The organism is Microtetraspora malaysiensis, assembly GCF_001528665.1.
In the GTDB taxonomy this organism is placed as follows: Bacteria; Actinomycetota; Actinomycetes; order Streptosporangiales; family Streptosporangiaceae; genus Microtetraspora_A; species Microtetraspora_A malaysiensis.
The window spans coordinates 59,343-74,767 of sequence record NZ_BBYJ01000004.1; the positions used below are offsets into that span (position 1 = coordinate 59,343).

Sequence of the window (15,425 nt, forward strand, 5' to 3'; positions counted from 1 at the left end):
GCCGTGGCCGGCCCCGCACAGGGTGCCCTCCGTGGCGGCCATGCCGGGCCGACGGAGCGGTCGTCAGCTGGAGAAGCCCTCCTTGGGCATCTCGAGGTCCGGCTTGGCCAGTTCTTCGACGTTGACGTCCTTGAACGTCACAACCCGGACGTTCTTGACGAACCTGGCCGGCCGGTACATGTCCCAGACCCAGGCGTCCTGCATCTTCACGTCGAAGAAGACGTCGCCGTTCTCAGCGGTGCGTACGTCGAGATCGACGGAGTTGGTGAGATAGAAGCGCCGCTCGGTCTCGACGACGTAGGTGAAGAGCCCGACCACGTCGCGGTACTCCCGGTAGAGCTGCAACTCCATCTCGGTCTCGTATTTTTCGAGATCCTCTGCGCTCATTCCGGTCCTCCTGTTTCGCACCCCACCAAGGCCGCGTGGTCAGACGACACCGGCCTCCGCTCCATTCTCTCGCATCTCCCCGTCCTCCCCGGTCAGACCGCGACCGACCACGACGGTGACGCCCATGCGCGTCCCGGTGACGTTCACGAAGGAGAACCGGTGCTGCGAGATGGGACCGTGCGCGGCCAGCGCCTTCCGATGGCCCGGCGTCACGTATCCCTTGTGTATCGCGAAGCCGTACTCGGGATGGGCGTCGTCCAGAGAGCGCATCAGCCGGTCCCGAGTCACCTTCGCCACGATCGAGGCCGCCGCGACGCACGCGGCCACCTGATCTCCCTTCCAGATCGCCAGCGACGGCGCGGGCAGACCCGGCACGGGGAAGCCGTCGATCAGCACGTACCCCACGTCCATGCCGAGGCCCGCGACGGCGCGGCGCATGCCGTCGACGTTGCTCCTGTGCAGCCCACGGGCGTCGATCTCCTCGGGCGGGATGACGACGACGCTCACCGCCCGCGCCCTGGCCTCGATCAGGTCGAACAGCCGCTCGCGCCTGGCGGGCGTGAGCAGCTTGGAATCGCTCAGCCCGTCGATCTCGCGTCCGAGGACGACCGCGGCCACGACCAGCGGTCCGGCGCAGGCGCCGCGCCCGGCCTCGTCCACGCCGGCGACCGGCGTGAACCCTCGCCGGGTCAGTGCCCGCTCGTAGCCGTAAAGTCCCGAATCCCGCCGGACGACGCTCGGCCGCGGGCGATACGCAACTGTCATGACGAACAGCAGCGTACGCCCCATTCCGTCCGGGCGGTACGGCAGCGGCCGAGAGGCACGACGCCGCCGATCAGTGGACCTTGGAGAACGTCTCCGGCCGCGAGAGGAGGCCGAACCGGGAGAACGGCCAGTACCGGATGAACGCCCGGCCGACCAGGTCGTCTTCGGAGATGGTGCCCTTGTATGGATCGTCGATGTACTCACGCGAGTCTCGGGAGTTGTTCCGATGGTCGCCCATCAACCAGACCCGGCCCGGGGGGACCTTCACCTCGAACCGCTGCTTGGACGGATAGACATCGGGATAGAGGTAAACGTTCTCCTCGTCGAGCGGCGTCCCGTTCACCGTGATCCGGCGCTTGGCGTCGCAGCACTTCACCGTGTCGCCGCCGACGCCGATCACCCGCTTGATGGTGTCCTCGCCGTCCCACCCCTTGAAGACCACGATGTCGCCGCGCTCCACATCTCCGAGGACGTAGGCGAGCTTGTTCACCGCGACCCTGTCGTTGATCAGCAGCGTGTTCTCCATCGACCCGGACGGGATGTAGAACGACTGCATCACGAACAGGTGCACGAGCACGGCCACAACGATGCCGCCGAGGGTGAACAGGATGGAGTCGCGCCAGCCGGAAGACTTCCTGGCGGGGGGATCCTTCTCTTCGGTCATGGTCACCTGCGGCAGGTTACCGCCTTGCGCGTAGGCGACGTCTAAGAGCCACGAGAGGGACGGCACCCACGAAGCCCAGGAGCGCCGGCGCGGCGTCGTCGCCCAACGCTCCGACGGCGTGCAGCGCGGGCTGGTTGAAGGTCTCGGGGATCGGCAGGACCTTGGCCCGGTCGAACGGCCACACGATGACGAACGCCCGGCCGATCACCTGCTCGATGGGGATGGTGCCGCCGCCCGGGTCGCCCTGGTGGGACCGCGAGTCCAGCGAGACGGACCGATGGTCGCCCATCACCCAGAGCCGCCCCTCCGGCACCTTGACCTCGAAGTTCGACAGCGAGGGCGCGTCGCCGGGATAGAGGTAGGACTTCTCGTCGATCGGCGTCCCGTTGACGGTGATCCGTCCCTGGACGTCGCAGCACTTCACCGTGTCGCCGGGGACCCCGATGACCCGCTTGATGTAGTCCTTCTCGCCCGGGATCAGCCCGAACGAGGTGCCGACCCAGCGGAAGAACCCGGCGACGGGATTCGACGGCTTTTCCTGGGGCACCTCGCCCTCCCAGGAATCGACCCCGGAGAAGACCACCGTGTCGCCGCGCTCGATGTCGCGCACGTGGTAGACGAGCTTGTTGACCAGGACCCGGTCGTTGACCAGCAGGGTGTTCTCCATCGACTCGGACGGGATGTAGAACGCCTGGACCACGAAGGACTTGATGAGCAAGGCCAGCACGAGGGCGACCACAATGAGAACCGGCAGCTCCTTCCAGAAGGAGCTCTTCTTCTCCTTGCCGTCTCCGGCTGCCTGCTGGGTGTCTTCCGCGACCACGTCCACCCCGTCCTCGGCCGAGCGGCGCGTGCCCGCATCCGGCGTCTCGCTAGTCATCGCTGTCGAGCCTAGATGATGTCCCTGACCGTGACCGTCGCCGACGCGACATAGGCACGGAAAAGAAAATGGCCCGCACCCCTGGGGTACGGGCCATCATGTCGATCGCCTTACTTGGCGGCCGGAGCGGCGTCGCGCTTCTCGCGGATGCGGGCGGCCTTACCGCGCAGGTCGCGCATGTAGTACAGCTTGGCGCGACGGACGTCACCGCGGGTCACGACCACGATCTTCTCGATGACCGGGCTGTGCACCGGGAAGGTGCGCTCGACGCCGACGCCGTAGCTGATCTTGCGGACAGTGAAGGTCTCGCGGGCACCGCCACCCTGGCGGCGAAGGACGAAGCCCTTGAACACCTGGATACGGGACCGGTTGCCTTCGACGACGCGGACGTGGACCTCCAGCGTGTCACCCGGACGGAAAGCCGGTACGTCGCTGCGGAGGGCAGCCTTCTCGAGCTCCTGGATCTGCGTGTGCATGACAGCGGTTCCTCATTGACATGGGCGCACGGAGGTCCACCCGGCCGAGTCTGGCTCGACGACGAGGGGGACACGCGCGCTTGGCTTGATACGTCTTGGGGGCCGGATCTCCACCCGGCCGTGTGCCGCCACGGTGAAGTCGGCAGCAGCGATTCAGTCTGCCATATCTTCGGCCGTCACGCGAAACGAAGCGCCCATCGGTCAACCTCCGGACGTGTCCGCCCGCCCGCGGATCTCGTCGAGAACCTGCCGGTCGCGCTTGTCGAGGCCCTCCGGGTCGAGCCGGGCGAGCAGCTCGGGCCGCTTCGCCGCCGTACGGCGCAGCGCCTCGTCGCGACGCCAGCGGGCGATCTTCCCGTGGTGCCCGGACAGGAGGATCTCCGGCACGTCGTGGCCGCGCCAGGAGGGCGGCTTGGTGTAGACGGGACCTTCGAGCAGGTTCTCCATCGCGCCCGGCGCGAACGAGTCGTCCGCCACCGAGGCCGCGTTGCCGAGCACGCCGGGCAGCAGCCGGCCGACGGCCTCGACCATGACCAGCACGGCCGCCTCGCCGCCGGCGAGGACGTAGTCGCCGATGCTCACCTCGTCCACCCGCAGGCGGGAGCCGTACTCGGCCATGACGCGGGAGTCGATGCCCTCGTAGCGGGCCGGGGCGAACAGCAGCCAGGGCTCCTTGGCGTACTCCAGCGCCACTTCCTGGGTGAACGGCCGCCCGCTCGGCGTCGGCACGATCATCCGCGGCAGGAGGAGGCCCTCGTGCGCCGCCTCATCCCCGGCTTCTCCCGGGACACCCAGGCCGGCACGCGCTTCCCCGGCACCCGGCACGGACGGTCCGGCGGCGTCGGCTGCCCCGGCGAGGGCCTCGGCGATGACCACGTCGATCGCCTCACCCCAGACCTCGGGCTTCATCACCATGCCGGGCCCGCCGCCGTACGGCGTGTCGTCCACGGTCCGGTGCACGTCGTGCGTCCAGTCGCGGAGCTGGTGGAGGTGGATGTCGAGGATGCCGCGGTCGCGCGCCTTGCCCATGAGCGAGACGTCCAGCGGAGCGAAGTACTCCGGGAAGATCGAGATGACGTCGACGCGCATTTACTCGGCCTCGTCGAGGTCCAGCAGCCCGGGAGGCGCGTCCACCACGAGCACGCCCTTCTCCAGGTCTATCTCGGGGACCAGCGCCTTGACGAACGGCACGTACGCCTCGCCGCGGGACGGGCGGCGCACGACGAGCAGGTCCTGGCCGTGATGCAGCACGTCGGCGACCTCGCCCACCGGATCGCCGCCCGCGGTGACCACGGAGAGCCCGATGAGCTGGTGGTCACTGAACTCGTCGGGGTCCTCGGACGGCGGCACGTCGGCCGAGTCGATCACGAGCAGCGTCCCGCGCAGCGCCTCGGCGGCGTCGCGGTCGTCCACGCCGACCAGGCTGAGCAGCAGGATGTCCTTGTGCCAGCGGGCGCCCTCGACCTCCACCGGCCCGGCGGAGGCGGGGTCGGTGGCGAGAGCCGTTCCCGGGGCGAAGCGCAGCTCCGGGTCGTCGGTGCGCACCTCGACGGTGACCTCACCGCGGACCCCGTGCGGTCGGCCGATCCTGCCAACGACTAGCTGCACTTCTCGTCTTCCTTCGATCGTGCCGGAAAGCAAGCCGGGGGACCCCCTGGCGAGGGTCCCCCGGCTGTGAGGTTCTTCTTAACGGGCCTCGTTCAGGTCGACCAGGTCGACCCGGACGTAATTGCCGTCGGCAAGCGCGTTCACGACGGTGCGCAACGCCTTGGCCGTACGGCCCCCGCGACCGATGACCTTGCCGAGGTCGTCGGGATGGACCCGGACCTCGAGGACGCGCCCGGTGCGGATGCGGCGAGCGCGAACCCGGACATCGTCAGGATGCTCGACGATGCCCTTGACCAGGTGCTCGAGGGCCTCCTCGAGCACCTCAGGCCTCGCCTTCCGACTTCTCCTCGCCGGCCGGGGCCTCGGTGACGTCGGCGGCCTCGTCGGCCTTCACGGTCTTCTTGGCCTTCTTGGGCGTGGTGGCGGCGCCGGCGGTGTCAGCGGACAGCGCCTCCTTGGCCGCGGCCTCGTAGAGGGCGTGACGGTCGGGCTTCGGCTCGGCGACCAGGAGCGGCGCCGGAGCGGGCTCGCCCTTGAACTGCTGCCAGTCGCCGGTGAGCTTGAAGAGCTTCAGGACCGGGTCGGTCGGCTGCGCGCCGACGCCCAGCCAGTACTGCGCCCGCTCGGAGTTGACCTCGATGCGCGAGGGGTTCTCCTTCGGGTGGTACAGACCGATCTCCTCGATCGCACGGCCGTCACGCTTGGTGCGGCTGTCGGCGACGACGATGCGGTACTGCGCGTTGCGGATCATGCCGAGCCGCTTGAGCTTGATCTTGACTGCCACGGGTGTGGTCTCTCCTGCTTCAGAGCGCGAGTGAGCGGTGTCACATCGAGTGGGGCACGATGGGAACCCGCTCGAGGGACAGGCGCGACCGGCGGGGGTGAGAGGGCACCCGCCTGGCCACGATGTTCCAACATGACATTCTGCCAGACGATCCAGGGTGCTCGGCGTCACCCCAGCCGGTTGCGGACCTGGAGAAAGCGCTGAACAAAACGCCGCAGCCAGGCATCGAACATGACATGCAGCGAATCAACCGCACCTCCCGCGCGGCGGCCGCCTCGGCGGTGGCGGCCGGCCTCCTGCTCTCCGCCGCCTGCGGCTCCGCGGCTTCCCGGGCGTCCGGCTCCTCCGAGCGCTCCGACATCCCGTCCGCGGCGGCCGCGGCGGCCATGACTTCGGGCCTCCCGGCCGCGCCCGGGTCCGTGGGGCCCGCGGACGCCTCCGCCCCGGCGGCGCACGCCGCTCCCCCGGCGGCCCCCGCCGCCGCCCTCGCCTCCGCGCCGGCCGGGCGATGCCGTACCGGCACGCTGAAGGCGCGCGTCGGCACGACCGACGCGGGCGCGGGACAGCGGTACGCGCCGCTGGTGCTCACCAACACCGGGAGCCGAACCTGCTGGGTCTACGGATTCGTCGGCCTGATCATGATCGACGGCAACGGGGACGCCCTGCGGACCAGGACCCGCAGGGAGTCCGTCCAGCCGCGCCGCGTGACGCTGCGGCCGGGAGCGGGGGCGCACGCGCGCCTGCACTGGACCGTGGTGCCGTCCGGGACGGAGTCCTCCTGTCCCCGTTCGGCCCGGCTGATGATCATCCCGCCGGACGAGGTGGCGCACCTGGAGATCCCCTTCGCCGCCGAGGTCTGCGGCGACGGGAAGATCGACGTCCGGCCGATGGAGCCGGGAACCAAGCTCTGACGGGGCCCCGCCGGCCGTCTCGGTGGCCGGCCCGGCGATCCGGGACGGCCACCCGAGGACGCGATCAGCGACGCGCCCCGGCCGGGGTCACTGCTTGGGGAACTTCAGCTTGGACGGGTCGAACCCCGGAGGCAGCTCCAGCCCCGGCGGGAGCTGACCGGCGCCCAGCCGGCCGAGCGCGCCGAGCCCCGGCGCGCCGCCCATGTCGGCGGCGGGCTCGGCGGGCGGCTTGCCCTGCCCGGCCTTGCGGGGGTCGCCGCTGACCCTGCGGCCCTTCTTGGCCTTCTGCGCCTTCTGCGCCTTGCCCTTGCCCGGCAGGCCGGGGATGCCCAGGCCCTGGGACATGCGCTTCATCATCTTCTGCGCGTCGAAGAAGCGGACGACGAGGTTGTTCACCTCGGTGACCGTGACACCGGAGCCCTTGGCGATGCGGGCCCGGCGCGAGCCGTTGATGATCTTGGGCTCCTGCCGCTCACCCGGCGTCATCGACCGGATGATCGCCGCGATGCGGTCGAGGTCCTTGTCGTCGACCTGGTTGAGCTGGTCGCGCATCTGCCCCATGCCGGGCATCATGCCGAGCAGGTTCTTGATCGGGCCCATGCGGCGGACCATCATCATCTGCTCGAGGAAGTCGTCGAGCGTGAAGCCCTCACCGGAGGCGAGCTTGCCCGCCATCTTGGCGGCCTCGGCCTCGTCGAAGGTCTTCTGCGCCTGCTCGATCAGGGTGAGGATGTCACCCATGTCGAGGATCCGGCCGGCCATGCGGTCGGGGTGGAAGGCGTCGAAGTCCTCGATCTTCTCGCCGGTGGACGCGAACATGATCGGACGGCCGGTGATGTGCCGCACCGACAGCGCGGCGCCGCCGCGGGCGTCGCCGTCGAGCTTGGTCAGCACGACGCCGTCGAAGCCGACGCCGTCCATGAACGCCTGGGCGGTGCTCACCGCGTCCTGGCCGATCATGGCGTCGACGACGAACAGCACCTCGTCGGGGGTGACCGCGTCGCGGATGTCCGCGGCCTGCTTCATCATCTCCTGGTCGATGCCCAGGCGGCCGGCGGTGTCGATGACGACGATGTCGTGCTGCTGCCGCCTGGCGTGGTCGAGCGACTGCCGGGCGACGGCGATGGGGTCGCCGACGCCGTTGCCGGGCTCGGGCGCGTAAACCGCGACGCCCGCGCGCTCGGCCATCACGGCGAGCTGCTGGACCGCGTTGGGGCGCTGCAGGTCGCAGGCGACGAGCAGCGGCGTGTGCCCCTGGTCGCGCAGCCACCTGGCGAGCTTGCCCGCGAGGGTCGTCTTACCGGCACCCTGCAGACCCGCCAGCATGATGACGCTCGGCGGGTTCTTGGCGAAGCGGAGCCGCCGGGTCTCGCCACCCAGGATCTCGATCAGCTCGTCGTTGACGATCTTGACGACCTGTTGGGCGGGGTTCAGTGCCTGGGAGACCTCGACTCCGCGCGCCCGCTCCTTGACCTGGGCGACGAATGCCTTGACCACCGGCAGCGCGACGTCCGCCTCGAGCAGGGCGATGCGGATCTCGCGGCAGGTCGCGTCGATGTCGGCGTCGGAAAGCCTGCCCTTGGACCTCAGGGAGGAGAAGACCGAAGTCAGCCGGTCGGAAAGCGTCTCGAACACGTGTTTGGCCAGCCTCGAAGCGAGTGGACGGTAAAGAGCTCGCCCCCCAGACTAGCCGCACGTACGGGATGCGTGCCCGAGCCGGGATCGCGCGGCCGGTCCCCGGCGTCGGCGCCGGGGGCGGGCCGCGCGCCGCGAGCGTGGGGTGTCACCAGCCGCCGCGGCTGCCGACGTGGGTGGTGAGCGCGTGCTCGACCAGCGTGATGAGCGTGCTCTTGACCGACTCCCGGTTGCGGGCGTCGGTCCGTACGACGGGGACCCGGGAGGAGATCGTGAGCGCCTCTCTCAGCTCCTCCTCCGAGTGGCTGTACAGCCCGTCGAAGCCGTTGACGCCGACGACGAACGGGAGCCGGGCCTCCTCGAAGTAGTCGACCGCGGGGAAGCTGTCCGCCAGCCGCCGCGGGTCGACCAGGACCACCGCCCCGATCGCACCGCGTACGAGGTCGTCCCACATGAACCAGAACCGGTGCTGACCGGGCGTGCCGAACAGGTAAAGAATCAGGTCCTGGTCCAGGGAGACCCGGCCGAAGTCCATCGCGACCGTCGTCGTGGTCTTGTGCGGCACCAGGCCGACGTCGTCGATGTCCTTGGACGCGTCCGTCATCACCGCCTCGGTCGTGAGCGGCACGATCTCCGAGACCGCCCCGACGAACGTGGTCTTTCCCACACCGAAACCGCCGGCCACCACGATCTTCGTCGAGGTCAGGCTCCGCTGAGAGCCTTGGCTAGAGCCTGCGAAGTCCACTGAGCACCCTTTCAAGCAAGTTCAGATCCGGCTTGCCCGCGTCCAACTGGGGCTGGTGCACGTGCACCAGGCCCTCGGCCACCATGTCCGCGATCACCACGCGGACGACCCCCAGCGGGATCCGCAGCAGCGCCGAGACCTCCGCCACCGATCTCACCTGGCGGCACAAGGAGCTGATCGCGCGGTATTCCGGCGGGCGGCCGGAAAGATCGAGGTGTGTGGACGTGGCCGAGGAGACCAGGGCCTCCAGGGCGAGTTGCATGCGGGGAGCCGTGCGGCCTCCCGTGACGGTGTACGGGCGCACCGGCGAGGAGGGCTCCTGGGGAAGCGGGGCACCGCCGTACGGCTGCCCCCATTGGTCCATGCTCAGCCCCTCGGGTTTGAGGCCTGGAGCTCGGCACGTACGGCGGGCGTGAGCACCTGTCCCGCACGATCCACCAGCAGCGTCATCTGGTAGGCCACCAGACCCATGTCGCAGTCCGCGGACGCGAGCACGGCGAGACACGAGCCGTCGCTGATGGACATGATCAGTAGTAGCCCGCGCTGCATCTCGACCACCGTCTGGTTGACCGCGCCGCCCTCGAACACGCGCGAGGCGCCCTGGGTCAGGCTGATCAAGCCGGCGGAGACCGCGGCGAGCTGGTCGGCCCGGTCCCGGGGGAAGCCGTCGGAGAACGCCAGCGGCAGGCCGTCGGCCGACACCACCACCGCGTGCGCGACTCCGGGGACCGACCCCACGAAGTCACTGATCAGCCAGTTGATGCCGCGAGCCCCCTGGCTCATCTCTCTCATGCGTCCTCCACATTGGTCGGGCCGGGATATCCCTGGTCCTCGCTCAGTTCGCCTCGGGCCACCGCGCGTCCCTGCTGTACGCCGCGCTGCAGGCTGGAGAGCCGGCTGCGTACGCGGTCGGCGGACAGGGCGGGCGGCGGGGAGGCCACCGGGCCGCCGGAAGCGGCGGTGCCGGAGGTGCCGGCGGTGCCGGCGGTGCCGGGGACGAGGTTGGCCCGCGGAACCCGCTTGGGCAGGCCGGAGGAGGTGCTCCCCTCGGAGGCCGGTTGGCGCACCGCGGCGTCGGCGGCCTGCCAGCCCGCCTCCACGTTCTCCTGGCGTCCCCATTCCGGGTCGTCCTCGGACGTGGGCGTCCGGCGGAACCAGGCCGACTCCACCGAGGCGAAGATCGGCAGGAACTCCTCGGGCTCCGCCTCCATGGGCAGGTCGGACAGCGCGGGCAGCGGCCCGGTGGCGTCCTCGGCGCCGAGGTCGCGCCTGGGCCGCATCCGGATCGGGGTGTCCTGGGGCGGTATCGCGGCGCCGGGCGGCTGCCAGCCGCCGGAGACCACGTCGGACCGCTCGCCTGGTCCGCCGCCTGAGGCGGCGGACCAGGGAGAGGGGTCGATCGGGCCGCTCCAGGAGGGCTGGTCGGGCGGGCCGGCCCAGGCGGACGGGTCGGGCGGCGCGCCCCACACGCCGGCCTCCTGCGGCGCGGCGTACGCGGCGGCGTGCCCGGCCATCGCGCCCGCGAAGGCGCCGGCGTGCGACTGGGCGGGAGGCTCGTGGTGCCCGACGAGGGACTCCGGCAGCAGCACCATCGCGGTGAGCCCGCCGCTGTCGTGCGGCCGGAGCTGCACGCGGATGCCGTTGCGCAGCGCGAGGCGGCCGACCACGAAGAGGCCCATCCGCCGGGACACGGACACGTCCACGACGGGCGGGTTGGCCAGCCGCCAGTTGGCCTGGGAGATCTCCTCCTGGGCCATGCCGATGCCCGAGTCGGTGATCGAGATCATCACGCCGCCGCCGTCGATGCGGTTGCCCGAGACGATGACCCGCGTGTCGCGTGAGGAGAAGGAGAGCGCGTTCTCGACGAGCTCGGCGAGCAGGTGGATGGCGTCGTTGACGGCCTGTCCGGCGAGCGCGACCTCGGACGGCACGTTGATCACGACGCGCTCGTAGCCCTCGACCTCGGAGAGGGAGGCGCGTACGACGTCGGTGACCTCGACCGGCCGGCTCCACCGGCGGGCCGGCTCCTGGCCCGCGAGGACCAGCAGGTTCTCACTGTTGCGGCGCATGCGGGTCGCCAGGTGGTCCAGCTTGAACAGGTTGCCGAGACGGTTCTCGTCCTGCTCGCCCTGCTCCAGCCCGTCGATCAGGGCGATCTGCCGCTCGACCAGGGTCTGCGTACGGCGGGAGAGGTTCACGAACATGGCGCTGATGTTGCTGCGGAGCCGCGCCTCGTCGCCGGCCAGCCGGACGGCCTCGCGGTGGACCTCGTCGAAGGCCCGCGCCACTTCGCCGACCTCGTCGGCCGAGGCGACGCCGAGCGGCTGGACCGGTGGCGGACCGTCCGCGTTCTCGGACTCGCGCAACCGCTGGACGGTCTCCGGCAGGCGCTGCCCGGCGATCTCCAGGGCCTCGGTGCGCAGCCGGCGCAGCGGCCGTACGAGCGATCGGGCCATGACGGTGGTGATGAGCACGACGACCAGCAGGAGCCCGATCACGAGGATGATGTTGGAGACGGCGCCGGAGCGGGCCTTCTGCTCCAGCGCGGTGCTCTTGGCGATGATGGTGTCGGTCAGCGCGTCGCCGACCTTGCGCATGCTGTCGGTCTGGAAGCTGGCCGCGTCGAACCACCGCTGCTCGTCGGACCCGCGGTCGAGCGCGCGGATCAGCCGCCCGGACTTCGCCATGGAGAGGGCGCGCTGGGCCAGGAACGCGGCGCGGTCGATCTTCTGGCCGGTCACCGTGTCGCTGTAGAACTGCCGCTGTGCGGTGCTCGCCTCGGCGAAGAACCCGGCGAGCTCGCTCTCCTGACCGGCGCGGGCCGCGGTGAACGCGTCCAGTTCGGCGGGGTCGAGCTGCTGGCGGGCCAGTCCGACGGCCAGCAGCGCCCGCTGTTTGGACACCTCTTCCTTGGCGCGGACGAGGGAGCCGAGCGCCTTGATGCTCGCGTTGAGCTCCTCGTCCACGACCCCCTCGGCGGCGGTGTCGTACAGGCGGAGCAGGTCGGAGACGAGGATGGAGTACTTGGTGATCGCGGGCAGCGGCGGAAGCTGGCTCTCCAGCACGGTCTCCCGCAGGGCGGGCATCTCCCCCAGCCGGCCCCGGGCGCGGACCACATCCTGCCGGCCGATGCCGCCGAAGGCGTCGTCGGCGGCCTGCATCTTGACCCGTACCTGCTCGACGGCGGTGTCCACGGTGCCCTGCTGGCGGCGTACGGGCGAGAGGAAGGCGCCGCTGCGGCGGTTGAGCGCGACGTAGCGGATGGACATGTCGCGTTCGAGCTGGAGCTCGTGCGTGAGCGCCCCGATGCTGCCGACCAGCTCGATCGCCTGACGGACCCGCTGATATTCGGCGGCCTCGGCGATGGAGCCGGACACACGGAAGCCGCCGAGGAGCATCGCGATCAGGGTGGGCGGCACGATCAGCGCGAGCAGACGGGTGCGCACGCGCCAGTTCTTCAACGCCCAGTGGCTGCCGGTTTCCGGTTCCGATGTGCTCGCGGTGAGCGGACCGCCGGCGACCGGCTCGCCGGGCGGACTCGGCTCGGCGCGGCGACCGCTCTCGATCGTTGCTGTCCTCACAGGTCGCAACCTCTCGCGCTGGTCTTTCCAAAAGGGCTTTGCAGGGGGTTCGCTCGGGAAACCTGCCACGAGTCAGGGGCAATTTGAGCACAAAGGGCTGAATTAACCAAACCGATCGGCCATTTTAGACCGCTCCAAAGGCCCGCCGAATGCGAGGGAGAGGGAGCGCGGAGAGCGACACCTGGGACGGACCAGCGAGAGCGACTCGCGCCCGAATCCGGGACCTGGCGCGGAACCGGTCCAATTCGCCATCCGCCGATTATCGGACATAGTGGATTTATTGACAAGTTTGGCGACATAGGCGACTTCTTCCCTGTTAAGAAGTTTAGGCTGCTGTACGCTTCTCGCCCGTCGCCCGCCTTCCGCGATCATCGTCCCCGGCCGGGCGCGCCTCTTCCCATGCCAAGGAGACTCCATGCGACTTATGGGTCGAACCTTCGCCGTCGGCGTTGCGGCCATGCTGGCCCTCGCCGCCTGCGGCGGTTCAGATAAGACCTCATCACCGTCTTCGGACGGCGCCGCGGCCGGCGGCGGACTGGAGAAGACCACGCTGGTCGTGGGCACAATCCCGGTCCCCGACATCGCTCCGCTGCAGGTCGCGATCAAGAGGGGCTTCTTCAAGGAGGAAGGGCTCGAGATCAAGCCCGAGGTCGTCGCGGGCGGCGCGGTCGGCATCCAGAAGCTGCTCGGCGGCAGCATCGACCTCACGCTCGGCGCCTACATCGGCACCTTCCTCGCCCAGGAGAGCGGCGCGGGCAAGTTCAAGTACGTCGCCGACAGCTACGGCGCGGCGCCCGGGGCCTTCGTCATCATGGTGAAAAAGGACTCCCCGATCAAAACGGCCGCCGACCTCAAGGGCAAGAAGATCGCGGTAAACACGTTCAGGAACGTGAGCCAGTTCACCGCCGAGGTGCAGATGAAGGTGGCCGGGGTGACGGCCACGCAGGACCAGTTCGTCGAGAAGAACTATCCGGACATGCCGGCCGCCCTGGAAAACGGTCAGGTCGATGCTGCCGCTATGGTCGAGCCGTTTATCACCGTGGAGTCGAAGGCGGGTGGACGAATCATCTCCGACGAGATGGCCGGCCCCACTCAGGACCTTCCGGTCGCCGGGTGGCTGACGACAGAATCGGTCGCCAATAAATACCCGAAAACCATGGCCGCATTCCAGCGCGCACTCGGAAAGGCGCAGGAACTCGTGGCGAACGACCGAAAGATCGTGGAAGAGGTCCTTCCGGATTACACGAAGATCGACGCGGCCACCGCGGCGGTCATCGCCCTCGGCTCCTACCCCACGTCCCTGAGCGAGACCCGGCTCGAACGGGTGGCGGCCCTCATGAAGGAGTACGGCTACCTCAAGAGCGACTTCGACGTGAAGTCCATAATGGTCGCTCCTCCGGCGAGCTGACGGAGACGACCCTCAGATCATGAACTACGCACGAGTGCTCCGCGGCGCCGCCGGCGTCGCGGGGTTCCTCGCCGTCGCCGAGCTCGTCGGGCTGAGCGGGCTGGTCGACGACCGGTTCCTGCCGCGCATGTCCGTGGTGCTCGGCGCGGCGGCCGGCCTGGTCGCCGACCCCGACTTCCTCGCCGACGCCGGCGCCACACTCACCGTCTGGGCTCTCGGGCTGCTGCTCACGGTCGCGCTGGCCGTACCCGCCGGGCTGCTGCTCGGCACGCTGCCCCGGGCCGAGGCGGCGGTGCGCCCGCTGATCGAGTTCCTCCGGCCGATCCCCTCGGTCGCGGTCATCCCGCTGGCGATCCTGCTCTTCAGTGACAACCTGCACCTGAAGCTGGCGGTCATCGTGTACGCGGCGTCCTGGCCGGTGCTGATCAACACGATCTACGGCCTGAAGGACGTGGACCCGCTCGCCAAGGAGACGCTGCGGAGTTTCGGTTTCGGTCCGATCCCGGTTTTGGCCCGGGTCGCGCTGCCCAGCGCCGCGCCGTTCATCGCCACCGGGATCCGCGTCGCGTCCGGCATCGCCGTCATCCTGGCGATCAGCGCGGAGCTGATGGCCGGGGGCTCCGAGGGCGTCGGCGTCTACATCACCGAGGCGGCGAGCGGCAGCCGGATCGACCTCATGCTGGCCGCCACCCTGTGGGCCGGCCTGTTCGGCCTGGTCGCCGACGTCGTGATGGTGGCGGTGGAACGCCGCCTCTTCCGCTGGCACCACGTCCGTACGGGAGGCGCCCGATGAAGGTGATCGCGGCTCTCGGCCGTCTGTGGCTCGTGCCCGTAGTGCTCGTGGCGTGGGAGGTCGTCACGCGCGCGGCGGAGCAGCCGTTCTTCCCTCCCCCGTCGGCCGTCCTCGCGCGGATGCACGAGATGTGGTTCTCCGGCCCGCCGTCCCGGCTCCTGCTGACGGACGGCGCGCTCGCCGACCTCGGCCCCAGCATGGCCCGGCTGTTCTCCGGCTGGCTGCTCACCGCGGTCATCGGCGTCGCCGCCGGGATCGCCATCGGGTGCTCGCCCCGGCTGTCCGACTATGTGAACCCGCTGATCCAGTTCGGCCGGGCCGTTCCACCGCCACTGCTCGTGCCGTTCTTCCTGGCCCTGCTGAAGCTCGGCACCCCGGCCCAGCTCGCCACGATCGTCTTCGGGGTGATCTGGCCGATCCTGCTCAACACGATCGACGGCGCGCGCACGGTGGACCGCCAGCATCTGGAGACCGCTCGGATCTTCGGGTTGTCGGCGGCCCAACGCCTGTGGCGGGTCATCCTGCCGTCCGCGCTGCCCAAGATCTTCGCCGGGCTGCGGCTCGCGCTCTCCCTCGCGCTGATCCTCATGGTCATCGCCGAGATCTTCGCGGGCACCGACGGGATCGGCTACCGGCTGCTCTACACCCAGCGCAGCTACCTCTATCCGGACATGTGGGGCTGCATCGTGCTGCTCGGCGTGCTCGGGTACCTGCTCAACTCCGCGTTCCTGCTGGTGGAACGGCGGGTGCTGGCCTGGCACCGGGGTGCCAGGCAGACTACCTAGGAA

18 protein-coding genes are annotated in these 15,425 nt (G+C 69.8%); 4 read left to right on the forward strand and 14 right to left on the reverse strand.

The features are described from left to right. Positions 1–63 precede the first annotated feature (63 nt). The 9 genes from AWQ71_RS00290 to rpsP form a co-directional block, all read right to left on the reverse strand. Complete coding sequence (locus AWQ71_RS00290; RefSeq protein WP_030511723.1) at positions 64–387, reverse strand: DUF2469 domain-containing protein; 324 nt, start codon at positions 385–387, stop codon at positions 64–66. A gap of 39 nt (positions 388–426) precedes the next feature. Continuing rightward, entirely contained in the window at positions 427–1,152 is a 726-nt protein-coding gene (locus AWQ71_RS00295; protein WP_084258384.1) for a ribonuclease HII, read from the reverse strand. Positions 1,153–1,222: 70 nt separating this feature from the next. Further along, positions 1,223–1,816, reverse strand: a complete 594-nt coding sequence (gene lepB / locus AWQ71_RS00300; protein WP_067124672.1) for a signal peptidase I — start codon at positions 1,814–1,816, stop codon at positions 1,223–1,225. 16 nt (positions 1,817–1,832) lie between these two features. Beyond that, entirely contained in the window at positions 1,833–2,696 is an 864-nt protein-coding gene (gene lepB / locus AWQ71_RS00305; RefSeq protein ID WP_067124675.1) for a signal peptidase I, read from the reverse strand. 110 nt (positions 2,697–2,806) lie between these two features. Continuing rightward, positions 2,807–3,172 carry a 50S ribosomal protein L19 gene (gene rplS, locus AWQ71_RS00310; RefSeq protein ID WP_067124678.1) on the reverse strand — a complete coding sequence of 122 codons (366 nt, stop codon included), beginning with the start codon at positions 3,170–3,172 and terminating at the stop codon, positions 2,807–2,809. 201 nt (positions 3,173–3,373) lie between these two features. Next, positions 3,374–4,261 carry a tRNA (guanosine(37)-N1)-methyltransferase TrmD gene (trmD, locus tag AWQ71_RS00315; RefSeq protein WP_067124681.1) on the reverse strand — a complete coding sequence of 296 codons (888 nt, stop codon included), beginning with the start codon at positions 4,259–4,261 and terminating at the stop codon, positions 3,374–3,376. Beyond that, positions 4,262–4,780 (reverse strand): ribosome maturation factor RimM, encoded by a 519-nt coding sequence (gene rimM, locus AWQ71_RS00320; RefSeq protein ID WP_067124684.1) that lies wholly within the window; start codon positions 4,778–4,780, stop codon positions 4,262–4,264. It abuts the gene before it with no gap. 78 nt (positions 4,781–4,858) lie between these two features. After that, positions 4,859–5,101: an RNA-binding protein gene (locus tag AWQ71_RS00325; RefSeq protein ID WP_067124687.1), complete on the reverse strand. Its 243-nt coding sequence runs from the start codon at positions 5,099–5,101 to the stop codon at positions 4,859–4,861. Between the two features lies 1 nt (position 5,102). Beyond that, entirely contained in the window at positions 5,103–5,564 is a 462-nt protein-coding gene (gene rpsP, locus AWQ71_RS00330) for a 30S ribosomal protein S16 (protein ID WP_067124690.1), read from the reverse strand. Between the two features lie 236 nt (positions 5,565–5,800). Here rpsP and AWQ71_RS00335 point away from each other — a divergent pair, with 236 nt between their 5' ends. Continuing rightward, positions 5,801–6,475 carry a DUF4232 domain-containing protein gene (locus AWQ71_RS00335; protein ID WP_067124693.1) on the forward strand — a complete coding sequence of 225 codons (675 nt, stop codon included), beginning with the start codon at positions 5,801–5,803 and terminating at the stop codon, positions 6,473–6,475. Positions 6,476–6,562: 87 nt separating this feature from the next. On the opposite strand, the gene ffh is transcribed toward AWQ71_RS00335, so the two are convergent. The 5 genes from ffh to AWQ71_RS00360 form a co-directional block, all read right to left on the reverse strand. Then, complete coding sequence (ffh, locus tag AWQ71_RS00340) at positions 6,563–8,110, reverse strand: signal recognition particle protein (RefSeq protein WP_067124695.1); 1,548 nt, start codon at positions 8,108–8,110, stop codon at positions 6,563–6,565. A 148-nt stretch (positions 8,111–8,258) separates the two neighbouring features. Next, on the reverse strand, positions 8,259–8,816 hold the full coding sequence (locus AWQ71_RS00345) for a GTP-binding protein (protein WP_067125931.1): 558 nt from the start codon (positions 8,814–8,816) through the stop codon (positions 8,259–8,261). A gap of 19 nt (positions 8,817–8,835) precedes the next feature. After that, on the reverse strand, positions 8,836–9,219 hold the full coding sequence (locus AWQ71_RS00350) for a DUF742 domain-containing protein (RefSeq protein ID WP_067124698.1): 384 nt from the start codon (positions 9,217–9,219) through the stop codon (positions 8,836–8,838). A 2-nt stretch (positions 9,220–9,221) separates the two neighbouring features. Continuing rightward, on the reverse strand, positions 9,222–9,647 hold the full coding sequence (locus tag AWQ71_RS00355) for a roadblock/LC7 domain-containing protein (RefSeq protein ID WP_067124701.1): 426 nt from the start codon (positions 9,645–9,647) through the stop codon (positions 9,222–9,224). Beyond that, positions 9,644–12,436 (reverse strand): sensor histidine kinase, encoded by a 2,793-nt coding sequence (locus AWQ71_RS00360; protein ID WP_245658040.1) that lies wholly within the window; start codon positions 12,434–12,436, stop codon positions 9,644–9,646. Before AWQ71_RS00360 ends, AWQ71_RS00355 begins: the two co-directional genes overlap by 4 nt. Before the next feature lie 415 nt (positions 12,437–12,851). On the opposite strand from AWQ71_RS00360, the gene AWQ71_RS00365 reads away from it, so the two are divergent. Genes AWQ71_RS00365 through AWQ71_RS00375 form a run of 3 tightly spaced genes read left to right on the forward strand, consistent with a single transcriptional unit; the run spans position 12,852 to position 15,422 of the window. Then, positions 12,852–13,844: an ABC transporter substrate-binding protein gene (locus tag AWQ71_RS00365; protein ID WP_067124708.1), complete on the forward strand. Its 993-nt coding sequence runs from the start codon at positions 12,852–12,854 to the stop codon at positions 13,842–13,844. Between the two features lie 19 nt (positions 13,845–13,863). Beyond that, positions 13,864–14,637 (forward strand): ABC transporter permease, encoded by a 774-nt coding sequence (locus tag AWQ71_RS00370; RefSeq protein WP_067124712.1) that lies wholly within the window; start codon positions 13,864–13,866, stop codon positions 14,635–14,637. Continuing rightward, a complete protein-coding gene (locus AWQ71_RS00375) occupies positions 14,634–15,422 on the forward strand; it encodes an ABC transporter permease (protein ID WP_067124715.1) in 789 nt (262 codons plus the stop codon). Before AWQ71_RS00370 ends, AWQ71_RS00375 begins: the two co-directional genes overlap by 4 nt. The last annotated feature ends 3 nt before the right edge of the window (positions 15,423–15,425 follow it).